Raw genomic sequence first — 22,700 nt, 5'->3', positions numbered from 1 at the left:
CGGGATGAACTCTCCCATGCGCGTGAAGATGGCCCCCCAGGGCCCCGAGGTCTCCCGGCTCATCTACGGTGTCTGGCGGCTGCTGGAGGACCCCCAGGGGGCGAGCCCCGAGCGGGTGCTGGGAAAGCTTCACGCCTGCCTCGAGCTGGGCATCACCACCATCGACCATGCGGACATCTACGGCGGTTACCGCTGCGAGGAGGTGTTCGGCCACGCGCTCCGGACGAGCCCCGGGCTGCGGCAGCGGCTGGAGCTGGTGACCAAGTGCGGCATCATGCTGACGAATCCGGCGCGGCCGCAGAACTGGATTCAACACTACGACTACTCGCGCGGGCACCTCATCGGCTCCGTGGAGCAGTCCCTGCGCAACCTCGCCACGGATTACATTGACGTGTTGCTGTTGCACCGGCCGAGCCCCCTGCTGGACCCGGCCGAGGTGGCCGAGGCGCTGCGCCTCTTGGTGGATCAGGGCAAGGTGCGGCACGTGGGCGTCTCCAACTTCACCCCGGCCCAGTTCGACATGCTGTCGAGCTACCTGCCCATGCCGCTCATCACGAACCAGGTGGAGCTCCACCCGCTGCGACCCGAGCCCTTCCTGGATGGAACGCTGGACCACTGCCTGAAACACCGCATCCTGCCCATGGGCTGGTCTCCGCTCGCGGGCGGGCGGTTGATGACAGGACAGGGCGAAGCGGAAGGCAAAATCCGCGAGGTTTTGCACGGACTGGGCCACAAGTACGGCGTGGCCGCCGACACGGTGGCCTATGCGTGGCTTCTGCGGCACCCCGCCCGGATCCTTCCCGTGATTGGCACCCACCAGCCCGAGCGCATCGCCGGGGCGGCGCGGGCCCTCTCGCTCCCCCTGGACACGCAGGACTGGTTCGCGGTGTGGCGCGCCGCCATGGGCCGCGAAGTGCCCTGAGGCCGCGCGCCGGCAGGCCGCTCAGTGCCCAAGCACGTCAGCGGCTGCCGCGCTTTGTCATGTTTCACCGCGTCCCCTGAGCCAACTTCCGGTAATCCCTTGCACGCCGGCCTCGTCAAAGGCTGGCGCGCTGCTTGCTTTGGCTCCCCGGCGTTGTCCTTCCCCAACAACCCCGGAGTCCTCTCATGACGCAGCGCCGTCAGCAGTCTGGCTTTACCCTCATCGAGCTGATGATTGTCGTGGCCATCATCGGCATTCTCGCAGCCATTGCCATTCCCAGCTTCAACCGCTTCCAGGCCCGCGCACGCCAGTCCGAAGTCAACGTCAACCTCAAGAGCCTCTTCACCGGCCTGCGTACGCAGCAGCGCAAGCCTCCCGCGTCGATCCATGCCAGTGGCTTCGCTCCCGAGCGCGGCAACCGCTACAGCTACCAACTGGGAGACTGCAGCTCGTACGAAGATCGCAGCACCATCGACGCACAGGTCCACAACGATGACACTTGTGTCGGCGCGGATTTCTTCAAGTACCCCTCGCTCCCCAGCATCTTCACGCCCACCTTGGTGCCGGTCGCGACGTGGAACTCGCGCGCCACCGCGAACAACCTGTCCAATGCTCCGGGTATCTATGGCTCGGACGCGAGCTGGGATTTCCTGGCCTATGGGGCCGGCGATGTGGACAACAACGCCGAGGCCGACCAGTACGCCGACACCTGGCTCATCTCCTCCGCGGACGGTGTCCTCGCGTCCGAGTGCCCCGTTTCGGATCAAGCCGTCGCCGCCGGTGAGCCCTTCAACACCGCCAACGACGTGAACTGCAACTGAGCCTGTCTCCGCGGTCTCAGAAGTGGCCCGCGCGGGCCTCCTCGAAGGGCACCCGGTGATTCATGTACAGGGTGTCCAGCATGTGGTTGCTGATGGGGTTGAAGTTCCCGTCGGTGAAGCGGTGCACCACCGCCCCCTTGCCCGCGTCCTTGAAGAAGGCCAGCGGATCCACGCTCCCGCCCAGCCCCGTGAGCGTGGGCACCGCGTCCGCCTCGTTGATGTAGTGCACGTACTGGGGGCCGTCCGGGTAGCGCGTCGAGGCGGCCCCGAACGTCTCCACCTTCAGGTGGCTCATCAGCTTCTCGGTGTCCGCCTGGGACAGGCCGTCTTCCACGCGCAGCCGGTGCTGCACATCGGAGAGGGCCCGCGCGGTGATGAGCCCGCCCTGGCTGTAGCCCATCACGCTCACGTCCCGGCCCGCCTTCAGCTCCGCGTAGAGGGTGTCCGCCAGCGTGTCCACGGCGGGATTCGTGCCCTTGTCGAGCTTGTCCGCCACGCACTGGGCCAGATCCGCCGTGAGCCCCTGCGTGGCGTTGTGGATGCCCAGCACCTTCGCGCCCGAGGTGTCCGCGATGGACTGCATCTCGCGAAGCTGCCCCTCCACTGGCGTCATGATGCCGTTGACGTAGAGAATCGTTTCCTTCGGGTTCGGGTTGTCCCGGGGCGTGACGCCCGGAATCCGGTTCAGCGGCGTGTCCGGCGGGAAGGTCTGCCCCTGCGTGCCCACGAGCTGTCCGTCGAACATCCGGTCCGGCTTGGAGTCCTTGCCGAAGAGCCTCTCCAGCTCCTTCAGGTGCGCGGACTGGAAGACATCCAGGCCCATCTGGAGGTTGCCGGGGATGTCCTGGAAGGAGTCCTTCACGGCCTCCACCACCTTGCCGATGGGGCCCAGGGCCGTCTTTTCCACGGGTTGGCGCGCTGCGGTGGCCGCCGGGCTGAACGTGCTGCGGCTGCGATCGATGGACGTCATGATGACTTCATTATCCTACAGGGTGGGCAGAAGTTGCTTCATGTGTGTGTTTTCCCCAGAGCACCCGTGCCGGGAGGGCCGTCGCGCGTGGCTTCAGGTTCTCTTACGAAGTGCCGGGTAAGAGGGGCGCACCATGGGCGAACGCATCCTGCTCATCGAGGATGATCCACAGTTGGGCGCACAGATCGCCGGCTTCCTGGGCCGGGCGGGCTTCGAGCCCACCTGGTGGAAGGAGGGCCGGGCGCTGGCGCCGGGCGAGGCGGAGGCCTACCGCCTCATCATCCTGGACTTGATGCTACCGGGCACCTACGGCCTGGACATCCTCCGGGGGCTGCGCGAGGGCTCGGAGGTGCCCGTGCTGGTGCTCAGCGCGCGCAATGACACCTCGGACAAGGTGCGGGCACTGCGGCTGGGCGCGGACGACTACATGACCAAGCCCTTCTGGCCGGAGGAGCTGGTGGAGCGCGTCCGGGCGCGGCTGCGCAGGCCCGGCATGCAGCGCCAGGAGCAGGTGGAGCTGGGCGCGCTGCGGGTGGACCTCCAGGCCCGGGAGGTGCTCGTGCACGGCAAGCCCGTGGAGCTCACCCGCGTGGAGTTCGACCTGCTGGCGGCCCTGGCGCGCCGGCCCGGGGCGGCGGTGACGCGCCAGTGGCTGGTGGACAACGTGTTGGATCCCGAGCGCGAGGGCACCGAGCGGACCCTGGACGTGCACGTGTCCCGGCTGCGCCGCAAGCTGGGGCCCGGCAAGCACATCGAGACGGTGTGGGGGATTGGCTACCGGCTGGGCAGCGGGGGAGGGGACACGTGAAGCTGCGCATGCGGCTGGCGTTGATGACGGTGGCGGTGGCGGTGCCCGTGGCGCTGTGCATGGGGTGGATCCATGTGGCCAGCCAGGTGCGGGCGCTCGAGTCGGCGCTCTCGGAATATGCCCTGGCGCACATGCTGTCCGGGGGCCGCGAACGCTGCGAGGCCTCGCCGGAGAACTGGAGCATCGAGCCGCCCCGGCCCCGGACGGCCAACGGGGGCGACCGGGAGCCGCCGCCCCGGCCCCGGGGCCCTCCGCCGGGCCCGCGCCCTCCGCCGGGCTCGCGGCTGTATGCCTATGACGCCCAGCTCTCGGCCCGGAACCCCTCCGCGCCAGCCCTGGATCCGTCCCTCGTGGAGGCGATGCGGCAGGGGGAGGGGCTCGCCAGCCGGGCCTCGGCGTTCGGGGTGGACGAGCCGCGCGAGGTGCTCGTGCGGATGCCCTGGGGCACGGGGCCGTGCGCGTTCGCGCTCGTGCAGTGGCCCGGACGGTTCAACACGGAGGAGCGGCCCGCGGTGCCCTTCCCCCATGAGTACTGGCTCATCCCGACGGGGATTGCCCTCGCGGGGGTGCTATTCGCGCTGGGGCCGGTGGTGCGGCGCCTGCGCCAGCTCACCGGCGAGGTGCGCACCTTCGTCCGCAGCGCGTACCAGGGCTCCCTCACCCAGACGGGCAACGATGAGATCTCCGAGCTGGCGCGGGCCTTCGACGAGGCGGGCCGGGAGGTGCGGGCACAGATGGAGCTGAAGGAGAAGCGCGAGCAGACGCTGCGCTCCTTCCTGGAGAACACCACGCACGATGTGATGATCCCCCTGACGGTGCTCCAGGGGCACCTGGCCGAGCTGCAACAGCACGCGGCGAAGGGGACGCCGGTGGACGCCGCGGCGGTGGCGGCGGCCAGCCAGGAGGCGCATTACATGGCGGCGCTCATCCACAACCTGGGCGCGGCGGCCCGGCTGGAGGCAGGGGAGCCCTCGGTGCAGCGCGGGCCGGTGAACCTCAACGCGCTGGTGGAGCGGTGCGTGGGGCGGCACCGGCCCATCGCGCGGCAACAGGGCGTGCAGCTCGACTATGCCGTCCCGGAACCACCGGTGAGCCTGACGGGTGATGACACGCTCATCGAGCAGGCGGTGAGCAACGTCATCTACAACGCCGTGCGCTACAACGCCCGGGGAGGCCACGTGGCGGTGGTGCTCGACCGGCAACCGGGCCCAGCGTTCTGCCTGCGGGTGCTGGATGACGGGCCCGGCATTCCCGAGGGGGAGCTGTCCCGGCTCGTCGAGCGGCGCGTGCGCGGCGACGCGGCGCGCACGCGAGGGCCGGGCGGCCACGGGCTCGGCCTGAACATCGCCTGGAAGGTGGCGGTGCTGCACGGCTGGAGCCTGCAACTGGGGCGCTCCGAGTACGGGGGGCTCCAGGTGGACTTCTTGGGCGAGCTGCCCGCCTCACTGGGACCTGACACGGAAGGCCCTCAAGTTCTAGGTGCGGCCCAGGATTGAAGCTTCATTGGCCTGTGGTCCTTGCATGTCCCGGGTGATGGGCTCCTCCACATACCTCTTCCGAGGTATCGCTGGGGCGGCCAACCTTCGCTACCGTGATGCACCCTGAGTTGGCTCAACACGGATTCTTTCCGGGCAGTGATTTCATTGGACTCGGCGAATAAAAAGATCCCGCGACCCAGAAGAAAATCTCCGCCGCTCTGGCCGACCTGCGCATCTAGCACTTGGAGTTCAGCAATGACTTGGCAGTACCACATCGAGACGGTGCCGTATCACACCCACTTTCAGAAGAGCGAGGCTACCCAGCGCCTCAACAACTTCGGCGAAGAGGGATGGGAGCTCGTGACCGCTCACCCCAAAGAAGAAGCGGGCACCCTGACACTTTTCTTCAAGCGCCAGCATCCACCCTCTCCTCCTGTGTCCAAACGCATCCCTGAGCCTTCCAGGAAGCCCCCTCCTGCCATCGTATCAAATGAGTGGTCATCCCAGGCATCAACTCGAACAGGCACGATCGTTGGCCGGACGACGGTCCCAATCAGCATGGCCAATCCTACACTCCCCATGCTCCCATCCCCTCACACGGGGGTGAAGCCATGACACTCCAGAATGAGGAACTGGATGCGCTCTGGGATCACCTGTGGGGAATCGAAAACCGGCTCACTCACGGTGAGCCTCTCGAACTCTCCGGGAGGATGTGCGCTCTCCTGCGGGCCGCCGCGCCAACGGTGGCTGTCAGCAGTGCCGATGCGGAAGCGGCCCTCACCAGTGCCGAGACTGCCACCGCCCTTCTCGTCGAGATCCGGAAGCGAATCCGTGAAGGCTCGAATCGAATCAACGACGCGCTCGTCCGAATGTACGCGCTCCAAGACGCAGGGGACCTCGACGGTGCACGCCAGCAGATGCAGGACGTACTTGCCGTCGAGGTTGTGCCGCTCTACCGGGAGATTGCCGAGGGCGAGATCGCGAAGCTCAACGGCCTGTCATAGCCGGTAGGCTCGCACCTTCTTGGCGGTGAAGCCTGGGCTCAGCCGCCATCGCGCGGGGGGCCCATACCGCCATCGCGCGGGGGAGGCATGCCGCCGTCGACCCCCGGGGGAGGACCGCCGGGGCCACCCGGGCCGCCGCCACCGCCGCCGCCAGGCACCTGGCACCTGGCGTTCGAGAGCGAGGAGCGGATGACCAGGGTCTTCCAGGCCAGCATCGCGCCGTCGGACATCCGCTGGGTCTGGAAGCTGTAATCCGGAGCGCTGTCCGCCGAGACGACGTTGTCCGTCGCGTTGGTCGTGTCGCGCGGCCCACGCGCGTTGTAGAGCGGCTGAGTGGTGATGATCTCGTCATCCAGCGCGTCGTCGAAGACGAGCTGAGACGTCACGTACTCGTCGCCGTTGAGACGCACGGTGAAGTGGATGTGAATCGTCCGGCTGCTGTACCAGCCCGGGAAGCACGAATCGAAGTCCACCCGGCCATCCGCGTCCGTCGTCTGCGTGCCCCGGAACCAGCGCGCGGAGGTGGCCGACGGATCATCCCCCGTGCAGAAAGGATCCGCGTCCTCGCCCGAGTAGAGCCCTTCCGGCGCCGCATGCCAGATATCCACCGACGCCCCCGCGATGGGCGCGCAGCTCTCGTTCACCACTCGAAACGCCAGCCGTACGGGCAACCCATCGTGCCCCTCGCTGATGTCCTTGCGCTCCAGGGTCTCCGCATAGCAGGGGCCCAGGGTGGCCTCGCAGGTCAACTGGCACGTCCCCGCGTCCGAGGCGAAGGGGTTGGGGTAGGTGCTCGCGGCCACCATCGCGGCCGTCCCCCCCGTGGCCCAGGCTCCAGGGTCCGGGGTGCCGTCGCCGGGCCCCGTGCCCGCGTCATCGTCGTTCCCGCACGCCAGGAACTGGCTGAGCGGCAGGGCCGCCAGGGCAAGACCGATTCCACCGAGCACTCGGCGGCGGGTCAGCTCCGGGGGGGACATGTCTTTCTTGGCGTTGTGGCGCATCCAGGCTCCTTGGCGCGGCGGAAGTGCCGCACCCTGGATGGCTTTGTACGGGGGGGACCTTAAGGAAACCTTACGTGGCTCCGCAGGCCCGGCTTCCCTCAGGGCAGCGTCACCGGCTCCACGTCCGTGACGATGAGCGTGTTGGTCCGCGCATCCACGCTCGCCCTGCCCCGGGGAGACAGCTGTGCCTGCACGTGGGGCAGCAGCTCCGCGGCGCGGGCATGGCTGACCGGGATGAAGTAGGTCTTCAGCGGTGCGGCGTCCTCGCGCGCCTGCTTCACCTGGGTGCGCGCGGCCGCCTCCTCGGCCAGTTCCTTCAGCGGCGCCACGCGCAGCACGTTGCCCTGGATTTCCTGGCCCAGCCCCTTCGAGGCGAGCACCACGTCCAGCGCCTCCCGCCAGGGCACGTTCTTCAGCTTCAGCGTCACCTGGCCCTTCACCTGCTCGGACACCACGAGGTTGAGCCGGCCCACGTCGGCGAGCATCCGCAGCACATCGTGCAGATCCGCGCGCACCACATCGAGGTGGATCCGCTTGGACTCGGACTTGGGCGGCTCCGCCAGGCTGGGGGAGGCCAGCACCAGCAGCGCGGCGAAGAGGGCACCTACCCGGCTCATGGAGCCTCCTGCGGGAACGGGAAGTTCCCCCAGGATAGCCCTCCCCCACGAGGGGGACAACGGCACCCGGGGCTGCGTCAGGTCTTCCCTTCCGCAAGCCCCCAGGGCCAGTGGATCAGTTGCAGGACTCCAGGAAGCCCAGGTCCGCCGTGCCCTCGCACACCGAGCCGCTCAGCACCGGCGCCGGGATGGTCAGCGCCATGGCGTTGTTGCGCGCCGGCGAGCCCACCACCGTGAAGAAGTCGTTGTTGCGCGGGTCCGCCACGAAGAGCGGATCCGTCACGCGGCTCGTCCCATCCAGCCCCGTGGACGAGCGCCAGCTCTCCAGCGTCGTGTCCTTGCCGTTCAGCCGGAACAGCGCCGTGGCGCCCGCCTGGTAGACCAGGTTCCGGTCCGACTTGAACCCCGTCGTGCCGCTCAGCTGGAGTTCCACCGCCTTGGGCGTGGCGTACACCACGTTGTTGTACACCTCGGTGGCCTCGGCCGGGCCGTCCGAGCCATCGCCCACCTTGATGCCGCCCACCGGCAGGAACGCCAGCGTGTTGTGGTGCATGCGCACGCGCCGGCTGGTGCCCACGCGCAGCCCGTCCCCGCTGCCGCCACCGGAGGTGCTGCCGTCGAACACCAGGTTGCGCCGGATGATGACGTCCGTCACCGGCTCGCGGAGGATCATGTTCCCGCCCAGCGACAGGCCCCGCCCGTTGTTCCACAGGCGGTTGCCCTCCATGAGGATGCGGCGCGCCGAGTAGTGCATCACCACCGCGGCGCCCTGCGGCGCGGTGGACGTGGGGCGGTAGCCGTAGAACTTGTTGCCGCGCAGGGTGACACGGTCACACGTCTTGATGTCCACCGCGTTCTCACGGTCCTCGTGGAAGCGGTTGTTCTCCAGGGTGATGTCCGTGGGGTGGGCGCTGCCCGTGGCGGTGTCCGTGCCCTGGCACTGGAACGAGTCGCCGCCGTTACCCCAGGACTCGGTGCCCTGGATGAGGATGCGCGAGGTGTCCGGCAGCACCAGCATGCCGTGGCTGTCCTTGCCGCTCCAGGTGTAGTCGTGGACCTTGTTGTTCAGGAAGCCGATGTCGCTGGCGCCCGAGTAGAACACCACCGCCGAGGGCCCGGTGCCGCCCGCCACCTCGGTGTCGCGCACCACCGAGTTGCGCGCCCCCTCGAACCGCACGCCGTGCGTCTGCGAGCCCGCCGCCTGGATGTTGAAGCCAGACACCACCCAGTACCGGCGCTGCAGGCGCAGCATGGCGCCCGTCTTGGAATCCCCGCCGCGGATGATGGGCTTCGCCTCGCCCGGGGCCCCCAGCAGCTGGATGGGCGCCGTGGCGGTACCGTCCGCGGAGCTGGAGCCAATGGACACGCGCTCGGAATACGTGCCCGCGTGCACATAGGCGGCCTCGCCGGCCCGCAGCCGCGTGGCCGCGTAGTTCAGCGTCCGCCACGGCTGAGTGGCCGTGCCTGGGTTTCCATCACTGCCACTCGTGGACACGTGGAAGATGCGCTGGGGAGCCACGCTCGCGAAGGCAAGATCCGGCCGGTTCTGTGCACCGATTCCATCATCCAAGGCCAAGGCCTCGGTCCCAGAGAGGGCCAGCACCAGGCCCATGCACGGCAGCCAGGAGAGGGAGGGAAGGGTACGGCGGAAGAGGGTTCGAGAAGGAAGTCCGGAATAGGTCATCGATAGTCACGATCCCAACAAATCGATGCCTACTCCACCCCACCCGCCGGGTCCTGCCCATGCCTGACAATTCACCAGGCAAGAGAGAGTGGGCTTACTCGGTGGGAGGGGGAGCGTTCATCCAGTATTCCTCCACCCAGCCCAGGAGGTGGTGCCAGGGTTTGCGCAGTGAGGGGGGCTGCTTTTGCATCAGCTCATAGGCCTCGAACTCCTGCCGCCAGGTGAGGAGGGCCGTCTCCGCGGACTGGCGAATCACCGTGTCTGGGTTTCCCACCAGGCTCAACATGACATCCAGCGCGTTGAGGTCTGGCCGGAAGCGGAAGAAGCGCAAGGGGCCCAGGAGCTCCGTGGCGTAGCGCACGTCGGACTGGGCACCGCCCTCGACGAAGGCCATGGCGGCCCGGACGTTGTGCAGGAGCAGCCAGATCCACCCGTAGCTCTGCTTGAGCATGGGCCGCCTCGGGTGGCCCGGGAGCAGGGAGTCCAGGAACATGCTCAGCGAGGCGCTGATCTCCGACCACTTCTCGAACCACTTGGCCGACTGCGGCGTACAGCCCAGCGAGAGGATGGACACCCGGGGCAGGTACCGGGCCTCGGACTGGGTGTCCTCCATCGCGTCGTGGCCGTCCTGGTGGGCGAGGTAGAGCAGCGCATCGGACAGGGCCGTCATCGCGGTGCTGTTGTTGGAGAGCGCCCCATCCATCATGAGGTTGTTGCCGCGCTCGCCCAGGTTGGTGCCCGAGCGGTAGAGCGGCATGAGCACCGGAAACGCGGAGCTCGCCAGGGCCGCGTCCACGATGGTGGTGAGGACGTCCGCCTCGGGCGGGAACTGGTGGTAGGTCGTCTTGCGCCAGACGGTCGAGTCGAAGGCCTCGATGACCACCATCCGATCCAGCTCACACAGCTTCGCCTCGCCGAAGGTCTCCTCCAGGATGGAGCGGATGCCCTCGCCGTCATACAGCGGCAGGAGCCCCGACGCGGCCCTCAGGACGTTGATGGGCCGGACCTTGAACTGCCGGGTAATCCTGTCGTTGAACTCGATGCAGTCATCAATGATCTGAACACTGCTGGGAGACGTGTCCCCCTTGCGCTGCTTGAGCGTCAAGGCATGCGCCAGGTACAGGCTGACGAAGGCGCCCAGGGACGTCCCCGAGAACATGCGCGTGCGTTCAAGGAAGCCGGGGAACATCACCTCGATTTCCCGGAGCACCCGGAGGGTGATGAGCGAGCTGGGGCCGCCGTCGAAGGCAAGGATTCGCATCCGCTCCGGCTGCTGTTTGTCTTTCTTGGACTCAGGCATGGGGACTCTCGATCAAGGGTGAAGGACGCTGCGCCTGCGGGGACAGTTGGGCTTTTGCCAGACACTCGGAGAGCTTCCGGGCGAAGACCTGGACGTGGGGCGGCTTCAGCAAGGAGAAGTGGTCGCCCGGAACCGGGTGGGACTCCACGCCGCCCGCCGCCAGCTTGTCCCAGCCCATCATCGGGTTGCGGAGCCCCCGGCCGTTGCGCACCTCGTCCGTGGAGAAGAGCGTCACCCGGTGGGCGTAGGCCCGGGGCTCGTACGCGAAGGCCTCGCGCACGTGCAGAAGGAAGAGCTGGACCATGGGCAGCAGCGCCCCCTGGCGCAGGGCCAGCACCCGCGAATCCTCGGGAACGAAGTTCGCCAGCGCCGAGCGGGCCAGGAAGGTCTCCAGCATCCGTGGGGACACCCGGAGCCGGTTGGGCAGGCGCGGCTCCTCGCGTTTGCGCGTGGCGTTCGCCAGGTAGAGGTAGTCGTGCAGGTGCGGCCAGAGGGAACGGGCCACCCCCGCCGTCAGGAAGCGGGTCATCATCCAGGGCGTGGGCCGGTGGCCCGCCAGCGGCGCCGGCTCGTCCACGATGGCCAGCAGGCCGATCTGCTCGCCGGCCTCCGTGAACTGCTGCGCCATCTCGTAGGCCACCAGGCACCCGAACGAGAAGCCGCCCAGGAAGTAGGGCCCGCGCGGCTGAACGCTTCGAATCGCCGCGATGTAGCGCCGGGCCATGTCCTCCACGCGCTCGTCGGGCGCGGACTGCCCATCCAGCCCCAGGGCCTGCAAGCCGTAGAAGGGCTGATCCGCTCCGAGCTGGCGCGCCAGCTCGAAGAATGGAAACGCCACGCCCCCGGCCGGGTGCACGAAGAACAGCGGCGGCTTCGTGCCCCGCGTCTGGAGGGGCACCAGCAGGGAGGACTCCTCGGCCCGGGGGGTTCCCTCCACCGAGTGGGCCAGCCGCTCCACGGTCAGCCCGCTGAAGGCCGTCCCCACCGGCACGGACTGGCCCAGCTCCTGCTCCAGCCGGTCCATCAAGCGCAGGACGATGAGCGAGTCGCCGCCCAGCGCCACGAAGTCGTCCTGCACGCCCACCGGGGCCACGCCGAGCAATTCCTCGCACATGCCGGCGATGCGCTGCTCGAGCCCCGTCCGGGGCGCGAGGTACGCCATGGCCATCTCCGGGCGGGGGTGGCGGGCGCTGGCGGAAGCCGCCAGGGGTGCCTGCGGCGAGAGGACCGGGGGCTTCTGGGCGGAGGTACGGGCCTCCTGGCGCCGGGCGAGCACGAGCCCGTGGTCCACCTGCGCGCGCACCGCTTCCGCCTGGGGAAAGAGTTCCAGGGCCTCGAAGTCCAGCGTCTTCAGGACGCCCTCCCAGCCGGACAGCGGGAGCAGGGGCGAGTCCTTCCGGAAGCCGTCGTCGAAGTACCACCAGCCCTCGGCCAGCCCCCAGGAGAGCACGTCCCAGCGCGAGAGCCGCACCGCCTCCACCAGGCCCAGCAACCCGCCGGGACGCAGCAACGTCCCAGCGTTCTGGAGCGACTGCCGCACGTCCCGCGTCGCGTGGACCACGTTGTAGGCGATGACGGCGTCGAAGGTTCCCTCCTCGTAGCCCTGCTCGTGGGGCGGGCGGGAGATGTCGAGCACGCCGAAGCGCATGACGCCGTCCAGCCCCCGCCGCGTGGCCTCGCGCCGCGCATCCTCGACAAACGCCCGGCCGAGATCCGTGAAGTGGTATTCGAGGTCCACGCCCTTCAGCGCGGCCAGCGCGGGCCAGGTCAACAGGCCCTGCCCCCCGCCCAGCTCCAGGATCCGGAGCCGCCGGCCCGGGGTGGCCTGAGCGAGCCGGCGAAGGGCCTCTTGCAGCAGTTGGAGGTAGATGCGCTCGTGGCTGTGCTCGGCCGTGCGCGCCTTGCACTGCTGGAGGAACTGGGAGCTACCCCCCGGGTAGAGCACGCTGATGGCCTCGACCTTGCCGCGCAGCGCCGCGTCGTAGCTGCCCAGGCAGTGCTCCACGAACTCGAACAGGCCCTGGAAGCGGGGATGGGTCTCGTCCAGCCTCTGCCGGATCCGCGCGGGGGCCTCCCGCGTGCCGCCCTCGCGCAGGAAGCGGACCTCCTCGCCCTGGAGCTGGAGGATTCCATCCTCGGCCAGGCCCGCCAGCATCGCGTCGAAGAGCTTGTGGAACCGGGGCTGAATGCCCAGTTGCTCCCGCAGCGCCTGCCGGCCGTGGACGGCGTTCACGTGCGTGCCAATGCCGTTGGCCTGGAGGTACGCACACAGGTGGCTGGAGCAGAGCGCCCGGAGCCCTTCCGTCAGGCCCGGATGGCGCTCCAGGGATTCGATGCCCAGCTCCTGGCGGATCGTCTCCTCCAGGGTGCCCAGCGCGGGCGCTTCCACGGCCCGGCCCAGCCAGTGGCGCCGCCGCTCGAAGGGGTAGGTGGGAAGGGGCACGCGGTAGCGACGCTGTCCCTCGTGCAGGGCGCTCCAATCGATGGGCACGCCCGCCATCCACAGCCGTCCCACCGCGTCCCAGGTGGCTTCGGCGGGCAGGCTGGCGAGGAGGGGGGCACCGTGACGCCGCGCCAGCGCGCCCAGGCTCTCCCCCGGGCCCACTTCGAGCAGGAGGTGGCCTTCCCGCACCACCGAGGGCAGGGCCTCCAGCGAGCCCTGCGTCCACCGGCCCCGCGCCACCACGCGGGCGAGCGCGTCCTCCAGCGAGAACGCCTCGCTCAGGCAGGCCGCGACGAGCTCTCCAGGGCCCTGGCCCAGCAGGGCCACGGGCTTCACGCCCAGGGACAGCCACCACCGGGCGAGCGCATGGCCCACGGTGAAGAGGGCCGCCTCCGCCCGGACGGGCTCCCACGCCGTCACGTCCGCGGTGAACATCCCGTGCAGATCCAGCCCATGCCGCGCCTGGAACAGGCGTGTGCACCGGTCCACCTCTTCACGGAACACCGCCTCCGTGCGGTAGAGCGCTTCGGCGGCCCCCAGGTGCTCCACGCCCTCGCCCGGAAAGAGGAAGGCCACCCCCGGAGGCGTCTCGGGCGCAGCTTCGGTGCCACTGGGCGCCTGGAGCGCCCGCAGGGCATCGCCCGTCTCGCGGCACGCCACGGCGAAGCGGTGGGGAAAGGCCCGGCGCCCCACCTGGAGCGTGTACGCCACGTCCGCGAGCGCCACCTCGGGATGGGCCTTCAGGTGGGCGTGGAGCCGCTGCTTCATGGCCTCCAGCGCGGAGCCCGTGCGCGCCGAGAGGACGAGGAGCTGGCACGGCCTCGCCGGGGAGCCGGGCTGCCGGGGCGGCGCCTCTTCGAGCACCGCGTGGGCATTGGTTCCCCCCATGGCGAAGGAGCTGACCCCCGCGCGCCGGCGCGTGGCCCCCTCGCGCCACGCGGTGGCGGCGGCGTTCACGGTGAAGGGGCTGTCCTCCAGGCCGAACTTCGGATCATTGCCCTGGAAGTGGAGGCTCGGAGGGAGGAGCCGGTGCTCCAGCGCCAGGGCCGTCTTGATGAGGCTCGCCACGCCGGCGGCGGTGTTCAGGTGGCCGAAGTTGCTCTTCACCGAGCCGATGGAACAGAAGCCCTGCGCCGGGCCCGCGCGGCGGAAGGCCTGCTTCAGCGCGGCGATCTCGATGGCGTCTCCCAGGGCGGTGCCCGTCCCGTGCGCCTCGACATAGGAGATGCTCCGGGCCTCCACGCCCGCGAGCGCGTGGGCGAGCTGGATGACCTCCGCCTGCCCGTCGATGCTGGGCGCCGTGTAGCCCACCTTCGAGGAGCCATCGTTGTTGACGGCCGCCCCCAGGATGACCGCGCGGATGGTGTCCCCGTCGGCGAGCGCATCCTCCAGCCGCTTGAGCACCACCACGCCCACGCCATCCGCCGGCACCGTGCCCTCGGCGCCCGCGTCGAAGGGGCGGCAGTGGCCATCCGGCGAGAGGATGTGGCCCTCCTGCGTCAGATAGCCCGTGCCCAGCGGGAAGGCGATGGAGACCCCGCCGGCCAGCGCCATGTCGCACTGGAAGTCGAGCAGCGCCTGGCAGGCGAGCTGCACCGCCACCAGCGAGGTGGAGCACGCCGTCTGCACGGTGATGACGGGGCCCCGGAAGTTCAGCTTGTAGGCCACGCGGGTGGTCAGGTGGTCCTTGTCATTGCCCAGCACCGAGCCTAGGCTCTCCAGCAGCTCGTGGCTGTCCGACTGCGGCGCCACGTGGTGGAGCAGGTAGCCCGCGCCGCCCGCCCCCGCGAAGAGGCCAATGGGGCCGGCAAAGCGCCCGGCCTCGTACCCCGCGGACTCCAGGGCCTCCCAGGCGGACTCCAGGAAGAGGCGCTGCTGCGGATCCATCAGCGCGGCCTCCCGGGGGTTGATCTGGAAGAAGTCCGCGTCGAAGAGATCCACGCCCTCCAGCAAGCCCCGCGCGGCCACGTAGCGCGGGTGGCGCCGCTGGGCCTCGGCGACGCCCGCGGCCTGGAGCTGGGCCTCCGTCAGGCGGGTGATGGACTCCACGCCCTCCCGGAGGTTCCGCCAGAAGGCGTCCAAGTCCCTCGCGCCCGGGAAGCGCCCCGCCATGCCGATGATGGCGATGCCCGTGGGGGCAGTGTCCGTCTCCACTTCCGCCTTACTCATCCTGTCCGTTCCTGCCCTTCAAGGTGTGACGCTGCCGGTGACGGCCCTGCGCTGAACGTTGCTTGCGAGCCCGCTCCTCCAGGGGCTCGCTTCCTGCTTGGGGAGACGCCTTCCCGGAGAGGTATGCAGCCAGGGCCCTCACCGTGGGGTAGCGGAACAACTCCAGCACGGGCAGTTGCTGGCCAAAGTCCCGCGCCAACCGGCTGCGAACCTGGGACAGCAGCAGCGAGTGCCCGCCCAGCTCGAAGAAGTTGTCGAGCGCGCCCACCTCCTCCACGCCGAGCGCCTCCTTCCAGATGGCGGCGACCTTCTGCTCCGCCTCGCTCTGGGGCGCGAGCCGCTGCTGGGCGGCCCGCCGCGCTCCTCCCTCCAGGGACAGGAGCGCATGGAGATCCACCGCGCCCTCCGGCGTCCGGGGGATGCGCTCCACCCGCTGGAGCACCGGGGCGGGCGTGGGCAGGCCCAGCACATCGCGCACCTCGCCGGAAACCCGCGCGGCGCCGCCCGTGACGAAGGCGCGCAGCTGGAGCGCCTGCGGGGACACCCCCGTCATCCGGACGCGGATGGGGAGGCTCCGGGCATCCAGGCCAATGAGCAGGTTCTCCGGCGTCTGCCCCAACGCCACCTGGAGCGAGTTCCATCCCTGGCTCCGGGAGAGCGTCTGGTAGCCCCGGGCGTTCGCCAGGCGCTCCTCGGTCTCCGACAGGACGAGGCCCATGCCCTCCCACCGGCTCCAAGCGAAGCAGAAGTGCCGCGTGCCGTGCGCCCCCCGCCGCGCCTGGACGAAGTGATCCAGGAACCGGTTGGCGGCGGAGTAGGCGGCCACGGAGAAGCCGCCGAACGTGCCGTTCACCGAGGAGAACCCCACGAAGAAGGCCTCGGGCCGGGTGTCGAGCAGCCGCTCCAGGATCCGCGTCCCCTCCACCTTGGGCCGCAGCACCGAGCGGAAGTGCTCCACCGTCTCCTCGGCGAGGATCCGCTCCTCCAACACCCCCGCCAGGTGGAGGATGCCGTCGAGCGGCCGGGCCCAGCGCGTCTCGGCATGGGACACGGCTTCGCCCAGGGCGGCGGCATCACAGATGTCCACCGCGCCGTAATGCACCTCGCCGCCCGTCTTCGCGGCCAGTCCGGTCAATTCCTGCCACGCCTGGAGACGCCCCTCGGCTTCGGGGCCCTCCAGCGGCGTCCGGCCCAGGAGCAGCAACCGGGCCCGGTGGTGTTTGAGCAGGCGGCGGGACAGCTCCACGGCCAGTGAGCCCAGGCCGCCGCTGATCAGATACACGCCCCCCGGGACAAAGGCAGGGCGGTGCGGGCCCTGGGCCTTGGGCTGGACCTGCTCCAGGCGCGGCACGAGCCGCTGTCCCCCACGCCAGGCCACCTCGCGCTCCGGGGACAGCACCTCCAGCTCGCGCAGGACCCAGGAGACCGCCTCGTCCGGAGACACGCGGGGCAGGTCCAGGTGCCGGGCATCGAGCCAGGGCAGCTCCTGCGGAAGCGTCTGGAGCAATCCCAGCATCGGCGCCGCGTCACACGCCACGTCCTCGCCGGGCACGATGGGCTGGGCCTGACGGGAGACCACCTGGAGCCGCAGGGGCGCCGGATCCTCCCGCCGCCGCGAGAGCGCCTGCGAGAGGAGCAGCAGGCTGATCACCCCCCTGCGCTGGAGATCCTCCGGTGTCTGGGATTGCGTCTCCTCCCAGGTCCACAGGTGCAGCACCTGCGCCAGCCGCACCCCTTCCTCCTCCAGGGCGGCCAGCAGGCGCGGATAGGCCTCCGCGTCATCGGGCGCGAAGCGGAAGGCATCAGGCCCCGTCCGGGTGAACACCGTGCCCGGCTCCACCGTGATGCAGCGCTGGCCCGCCTGGACTCGCGCCTCCCTCACGCGCGCGCCGAGCCCGGGCCCGTCCAGGAAGAGGACACAGGCCCCGTCCCGCGCGGAGGGGCTCGAGACGGCCTGCTTGGGACGCCACACCCGCCGGAAGAACCACGCGGGCAGGGTGTTGGCATTGCCCTGGTGCAGGTCGAGCTGCCGAAGGGTCTGGGTAAACGCTCCCGCCTCCAGGGCCTTCTTGAGCGTCCCGCGCTGAATCTTCCCGCTGGTCGTCCGGGGAAACGCCTCGCGCGGAACGGGGATGATGAAGGTGGGCGCGGCCCCCAGCCGCGCGGTGACCCGCTGGCGCATCTCCGTGGCGATGCGCGCCCACGCGGCGGGCTCCTCCTCGCGGGGCACGAAGAAGATGGCGAAGCCCTCGGTGCCCAGCGCCGCGACATCCACGCTGCACGCCCCGACATACGTCGGCTCCACGCCGGCGATGTCTCGCACCATGTCTTCAATCTCATGGCAATACAGGTGCGAGCCCCGGACGATGATCATCTCCTTCTCGCGCCCGGTCAGCGTCAGCCGCCCGCCCAGGAGGAAGCCCGAGTCGCCCGTGTTGAACCAGCCTCCCTCCACGAACGCCTCCCGGTTCGCCGCCTCGTTCGAGAGGTAGCCCGGCGTCATCACGTGGCCCCGGGCGTGAACGCGCCCGATGACACCTTCCGGTAGCACCTGGTTTTCCCCGTCCACGATGCGCACCTGCACACCCGCGTTCGGAGGCCCCACCTCCACGAACGTCACCGTGGCGGCATCCTCGGTGTCCCTCAGCTCCAGCCGTCCACCCAGCGAGGACTTGGCCACCCGGTGCACGCCCCGCCCGGGGTCGAAGTCATTCTGGTAGGTGATGGCGGTACACAGCTCCGCCATGCCGTACGCGGGCTGCATCACCTGCGTGCGGAGGCCAAAGGGCGCCGTGGCCTGGAGGAACTCCCGGATGACGGAGGCGGTCACCTGCTCCCCCGCGTTCATCAACCGCTTGAGCCCGTCGAGCCGCCAGGAACGGTGGGGTGCCTGACGGAGCGCATCACTGACCAGCTTGAATCCGAAGTTGGGTGACCAGCTGTAGCTGACACGGTGTCTCTCCATCAAATCCAACCAACGCAGCGGATCCGCGAGGACCCACTCGGTGCTGGAGTGAACCTGGGCGTGTCCGAGATACGTTACACCCAGGTGGTAGATGAGCGTCGGTGCCACATGATCGAACGGAAGCCAATTCAATGAGACGTCTTCGGGGGTATAGCCATTGAGCCGTGCTTCGGCATGGAAATGATGAATCATTCCCCAATGTGTTTCCTGGATGCATTTGGGCACCCCCGTGCTGCCCGAGCTGAGCTGGAGAAATGCAACCTCTTCCGGCTTTGCGGGATGCAGTGTTTCAGCGGGGGAGGAGGATTGCATCTCCTCGAAAGACAGCAGCCGCAAGTCCGCCATGGCGAAGGCGGCGCGCAGTCCCTCCAGCGCGGGCACCAACCGTCCACTGGTCAGCACCGGCGGGTGGCCGAGCAATTCCCAGATATTGTGGAGTTTCACGGCCACTGAATTGTGTTTGTCGTAGGCGGGAGCAATCGCCACTGTGACGGGTTTCACACCCCCCAGGAGACACGCCCACAGCGCGGTGCAGTGCTCACGCAGGGAGCCGAGTTGCAGGAGGACCCGCGCCCCCGCCTCCAGGCCCCGGGCGCGCAGCCCCGTCAGCACACAGCGGGCCTCGTGCAACAATTCTGGATAGCTCTGGTATTGCTCCACCCCATCCGCGCCGATGTACGTGATTCCCCGCATCGGAGCGGCCGACGCCGTGCGCACCAGCGCCTCGACCAGGGTCCTCGGCGCATCGCGGGGCAGCTCCAGCGGGCCTCCGTCGCTGAACGCCAGGGCCCTCCCGGTGGAAGCCGCCGGCGAAGAACGCTCCGTTTCCGGTGGAGGCGGGGCCTCGCTTCCGGGGTGCTCCGCCTGAAAGCCCGGCAACACCTCCGCCAGGTGCAGGAAGGACGGGGGCTCCTGCCAGGGGAGGACGGCCACCGCCACGTCGCCGGTTCCCTCCTGCCGCCGCAGGAGCTCCTCCCACTGCCGCGCGAGGTGTGGCTCCAACAGGGGCACCTGCCGCAGTGCCTCTTCATCCACGTGTCCGGCCGGTGTCCGCGGCAGGGCATGGAGCGGGACGAGGGCGTCCGGGGCCAACGGGGGCGGAAGCTCCAGGGGCGCGCGGGTGCTGGAGACGGCATAGGCCACGCGCAGGGGCTTGCCGTCCCACGAGCGCCGCAGCCGCACCACCGCCTCTTCCACCCCGGGCAGGGCCCACAGGGCCGACTCCATCGCGGCCCGCCGTGTGGCCTCGGTGCCGCTCCCGGGGCGGGGCCGCTCGTACTGGGAGAGGCGCCGCTCGGGAACCGTGGCGGCCTCCTCCAGGATGGCCTTGAAGTCCTGGAGGAGCTGCCCGGCGGTGGAGGCCTCGAACAGCTCCGTGCTGTAGAGGAGCGTGCCCTCCCATTGGCCCTCGCGCTCCCACACGTTCCAGGTGAGCTCGAACGGCGCCGTCTGGATGTCCGCTTCCGAGAGGCTCAGCGTCAGCCCGCCGCGCGTCACGCCCTCGGCGGGCGGGCGCTGGGGCGCGAACATCACCTGGAACAGGGGCTGGTGGCCTCCCGCGCGGTCCGGCCGCAGGCGCTCCACCACCTTCTCGAAGGGAATGTCCTGGTGGGCATACGCCGCCAGGCTCCGCTCGCGCACGCGGCCGAGCAGCTCGCGGAAGGTGGGGTCCCCGTGAAGCGGGAGACGCAGGGCCAGGGTGTTGACGAAGAAGCCCACCAGCCCCTCCAGCTCGCTCCGGTCCCGGCCCGCGACGGGGCTTCCCACCACCACCTCGCTGCTGCCCGTGCAGCGCTGGAGCAGGATGCCGAGCCCCGCCAGCAAGGCCATGACGGGGGTGGCGCCCTCCGCCCGGGCCAGCGCATCCAGGGCCCGGGATGTCCCGGTGGGAATCTGAAAGGCCACGGCCGCGCCGCGAAACGTGGGCGTCTCCGGCCTCGGCCGGTCCGTGGGGAGCTCCAGGGTGCGCGGGGCGCCTTCGAGCGCCTGGGCCCAGAAGGCCAGCCCCCGCTCCAGCACCGGCCCCTGCATCCCGTGCTGCTGCCAGAGCGTGTAGTCCGCGTACTGAACCGGCAGCCCGGGCAACGGCGAGGGCTCTCCGTCCAGTTGGGCCTCGTAGAGCGCCGTCAGGTCCCGGACCAGCACCTCCATGGAAGCGCCATCACAGACCGCGTGGTGAAGGGCCAGCAGCAGGGCATGGTCCGTCTCTCGCAGCGCGACGAGGTGGGCCCGGAGCAGCGGGCCCTCGTCCAGGGCGAAGGGGCGCGCCAGCTCCGTCCGGACGAAGGCCTCCAGCCGGGCCTCGCCTTCGGCCTCCGGGAGCGCGCGCCAGTCGAGCCGCGGCAAGGGCACCGGGGCCGGGGCCGCGATGTGTTGCACCGGCTCGCCGCCCACGGACGGGAAGGTGGTGCGCAGGGCCTCATGGCGAAGGACCAGCGCCTCCAGGGCGCCTTTCAGCGCGGCGGCGTCCAGCGGGCCCCGGAGCCGCACAATGAAGGGCAGGTTGTAGACGGCGGTGCCCGGGCGGAGCTGCTCCAGGAACCACAGCCGCTGCTGGGCAAAGGAGAGCGGCAAGCGCGCCGGGCGCGGCATGGGAACGAGGGGAGGCAGGCCCCGGGGTTCCTCCCTCCGGGCCTCGGCCCTCCCGGACAGGCGGGCGAGGGTGCCTGCCTGGAGCACCTCGTGCGGGGACAGGTCCACGTCGAGGACGTCGCGCACCCGCGCGGAGAGCTCCGCCGCCCGCAGGGAGTCTCCGCCCAGCTCCAGGAAGTCATCGTCGAGCCCCACCGGGGACACGCCGAGCACCTGGCTCCACACGCTCTCCAGCGCGAACTGGAGCGGCGTGAGGGGAGGGCGGAAGGGGGCCGCCAGCGCGGGGCGCGCCTTGCCCGGCGCGGGGAGGGCCTGCCGGTCCACCTTGCCGTTGGGCGAGAGCGGCAGGGCGGGCAGCTCCACGAACACCGCGGGCACCATGTACTCCGGCAGCGTCTCCCGGAGGAAGCGGCGCCAGCCCGAGGGGCCTGGGGTGCTCCCAGGCCGGACGGCGAGGTAGGCCACCAGCCGGGCCGCTCCGGGCACCTCCTCGCGGCCCACCACCACGGCGGCGCGCACCGCCGGGTGCTTTGCCAGCGCGTGCTCCACCTCGCCCGGCTCCACCCGGTGGCCGCGGATCTTCACTTGGTGGTCCCTCCGGCCGAGGTACTCCAGGTTCCCATCCGGCCGCAGCCGGGCCGAGTCGCCCGTCCGGTACAGGCGCTCGCCCGTCACCGGGTGGGGCACGAAGCGCTGCGCCGTCAGCTCCGGGCGGTGGAGATAGCCCCGGGCCACCCCCACGCCCCCGAGGTACAGCTCGCCCACCGCGCCTTCCGCCACCGGCTGGAGCCGCTCATCGAACAGGTGCGCGCTCATGCCCAGGAGGGGACGGCCGATGGGCGGCGGCCGGGCGCCCCCCGTTCCCTCGAAGCAGGTGGCGTGGACGGTGGCCTCGGTGGGCCCATAGGCATTGAAGAAGCGCCGGCCGGGGCTCCACCGCGCGGCGACGCTCGCCGGACACTCCTCGCCCGTCGAGACCAGCACCTTCAGTGCCGGCAACGCCGCATCCGGAAGGACGGCGAGCACGGAGGGGGGCAGCACCGCGTGGGTGATGGCCCGCTCGCGCAGCAACGCCAGCAGCTCCCCCCCGGGCAGCCGCGCGTCCGAGGGCAGCAGGTGCAGCGTTCCCCCCGACAGCCACGCCGCGAGGAGCTCCCAGAGCGAGACATCAAAGCAGATGGACGCGTACTGCAACACCTGGCTGTCCGGCCCCAGCCCGAAGGTCCGCGCAAGGGCATCCGCCAGGTTGAGCAGGCTCCGGTGCTCCACCTGGACGCCCTTCGGCTGTCCCGTGGAGCCCGACGTGTAGAGCACATAGGCCAGGTGCGACGGGCCCGCGAGCGGCGCGAGGCGGGCCGTTGGCCAGGCCGCCAGCGCCTCCTCCGCATCGAGGCGGAGCACCTCGCGCGACTCCAGGGGCAGCAGGGCCTCCACGGCGCCGCGCGTGAGCACCGTGGAGACATCGGCGTCGTCCAGCATGAAGGCCATACGCGGGCGCGGATACGCCGGATCCAACGGCACGTAGGCCGCCCCCGCCTTGAGGATCCCCAGCAGGCCCACCAGCATGTCCAGACACCGCCCGGTCCCCAGGCCCACCCGGTGCTCGGGCCCCGCCCCCCGGGCCCGGAGCGCATGGGCCACCTGATTGGCCCGCGCCTCCAGCTGCCCGTAGGTGAGATGTCCCTGCTCCGAGCGCACGGCGATGGCTTCCGGGCGCGTGTCTGCCTGGTACTCGAACAACGCATGGATGAACGAGACGGAGGCCTGCCATGGCCCTCCGTCAGGGGCCGATGTCATCCGCAACTCCTCTGAGAAACGACGCTCACGACTCTTTTGGGACGTGCCCCCAGCGCTGGGCCATTCCAGACAGAATGGCCGGGCCACGCCGGGAGGACGTCAGACAATTCACTCTCTGTCTGTGTAAAC

General features: G+C 70.0%; 13 protein-coding genes and 1 pseudogene. 6 read left to right on the top strand and 8 right to left on the bottom strand.

The window, feature by feature from the left end; genetic code table 11:
• The first annotated feature begins 4 nt into the window (after nucleotides 1-4).
• The 3 genes and pseudogenes from KY661_RS29715 to KY661_RS29710 all read left to right on the top strand — a co-directional run bounded on the left by KY661_RS29715 (nucleotide 5) and on the right by KY661_RS29710 (nucleotide 1,743).
• Nucleotides 5-922: an aldo/keto reductase gene (locus KY661_RS29715; protein WP_225413433.1), complete on the top strand. Its 918-nt coding sequence runs from the start codon at nucleotides 5-7 to the stop codon at nucleotides 920-922.
• Between the two features lie 185 nt (nucleotides 923-1,107).
• Nucleotides 1,108-1,204 (top strand): annotated as a pseudogene (locus tag KY661_RS37805) (prepilin-type N-terminal cleavage/methylation domain-containing protein); the annotation flags it as partial.
• Nucleotides 1,177-1,743, top strand: coding sequence for a pilin (locus KY661_RS29710; RefSeq protein ID WP_398577261.1), 567 nt, complete (start codon nucleotides 1,177-1,179; stop codon nucleotides 1,741-1,743). The pseudogene KY661_RS37805 and the gene KY661_RS29710, both read left to right, overlap by 28 nt.
• A gap of 16 nt (nucleotides 1,744-1,759) precedes the next feature.
• Here KY661_RS29710 and KY661_RS29705 read toward each other — a convergent pair whose 3' ends face one another.
• Entirely contained in the window at nucleotides 1,760-2,713 is a 954-nt protein-coding gene (locus KY661_RS29705; RefSeq protein WP_225413431.1) for a hypothetical protein, read from the bottom strand.
• A gap of 133 nt (nucleotides 2,714-2,846) precedes the next feature.
• Here KY661_RS29705 and KY661_RS29700 point away from each other — a divergent pair, with 133 nt between their 5' ends.
• Together KY661_RS29700 and KY661_RS29695 are read left to right on the top strand one after the other, a co-directional pair.
• Entirely contained in the window at nucleotides 2,847-3,521 is a 675-nt protein-coding gene (locus KY661_RS29700; protein ID WP_225413430.1) for a response regulator transcription factor, read from the top strand.
• Complete coding sequence (locus KY661_RS29695; RefSeq protein ID WP_225413429.1) at nucleotides 3,518-5,017, top strand: sensor histidine kinase; 1,500 nt, start codon at nucleotides 3,518-3,520, stop codon at nucleotides 5,015-5,017. Before KY661_RS29700 ends, KY661_RS29695 begins: the two co-directional genes overlap by 4 nt.
• 231 nt (nucleotides 5,018-5,248) lie before the next feature.
• Here KY661_RS29695 and KY661_RS29690 read toward each other — a convergent pair whose 3' ends face one another.
• Nucleotides 5,249-5,419 carry a hypothetical protein gene (locus tag KY661_RS29690; RefSeq protein ID WP_225413428.1) on the bottom strand — a complete coding sequence of 57 codons (171 nt, stop codon included), beginning with the start codon at nucleotides 5,417-5,419 and terminating at the stop codon, nucleotides 5,249-5,251.
• A gap of 191 nt (nucleotides 5,420-5,610) precedes the next feature.
• Between KY661_RS29690 and KY661_RS29685 the strand changes: the two genes are divergently transcribed.
• Entirely contained in the window at nucleotides 5,611-6,003 is a 393-nt protein-coding gene (locus KY661_RS29685) for a DUSAM domain-containing protein (RefSeq protein ID WP_225413427.1), read from the top strand.
• 38 nt (nucleotides 6,004-6,041) lie between these two features.
• Here the strand turns inward: KY661_RS29685 and KY661_RS29680 are convergent, their stop codons facing one another.
• From KY661_RS29680 to KY661_RS29655, 6 genes are all read right to left on the bottom strand, one after another.
• On the bottom strand, nucleotides 6,042-7,004 hold the full coding sequence (locus KY661_RS29680) for a dioxygenase family protein (protein WP_225413426.1): 963 nt from the start codon (nucleotides 7,002-7,004) through the stop codon (nucleotides 6,042-6,044).
• Between the two features lie 98 nt (nucleotides 7,005-7,102).
• The gene (locus KY661_RS29675; RefSeq protein ID WP_225413425.1) at nucleotides 7,103-7,621 is read right to left on the bottom strand and encodes a secretin and TonB N-terminal domain-containing protein; all 519 of its coding nucleotides are present in this window, start codon (nucleotides 7,619-7,621) and stop codon (nucleotides 7,103-7,105) included.
• Nucleotides 7,622-7,736: 115 nt separating this feature from the next.
• A complete protein-coding gene (locus KY661_RS29670) occupies nucleotides 7,737-9,233 on the bottom strand; it encodes a right-handed parallel beta-helix repeat-containing protein (protein ID WP_225413424.1) in 1,497 nt (498 codons plus the stop codon).
• 166 nt (nucleotides 9,234-9,399) lie between these two features.
• Nucleotides 9,400-10,605, bottom strand: a complete 1,206-nt coding sequence (locus KY661_RS29665) for a patatin-like phospholipase family protein (protein ID WP_225413423.1) — start codon at nucleotides 10,603-10,605, stop codon at nucleotides 9,400-9,402.
• The gene (locus KY661_RS29660; RefSeq protein WP_225413422.1) at nucleotides 10,598-15,217 is read right to left on the bottom strand and encodes a type I polyketide synthase; all 4,620 of its coding nucleotides are present in this window, start codon (nucleotides 15,215-15,217) and stop codon (nucleotides 10,598-10,600) included. Before KY661_RS29660 ends, KY661_RS29665 begins: the two co-directional genes overlap by 8 nt.
• Nucleotides 15,210-22,571, bottom strand: a complete 7,362-nt coding sequence (locus KY661_RS29655) for a non-ribosomal peptide synthetase (protein ID WP_225413421.1) — start codon at nucleotides 22,569-22,571, stop codon at nucleotides 15,210-15,212. Before KY661_RS29655 ends, KY661_RS29660 begins: the two co-directional genes overlap by 8 nt.
• Nucleotides 22,572-22,700 lie beyond the last annotated feature (129 nt).

This window comes from Allostigmatella hybrida, from assembly GCF_020103775.1.
In the GTDB taxonomy this organism is placed as follows: Bacteria; Myxococcota; Myxococcia; order Myxococcales; family Myxococcaceae; genus Hyalangium; species Hyalangium aurantiaca.
Note: the sequence above shows the minus strand (reverse complement) of the source record. Positions and strands in the feature narration are given on the sequence as shown.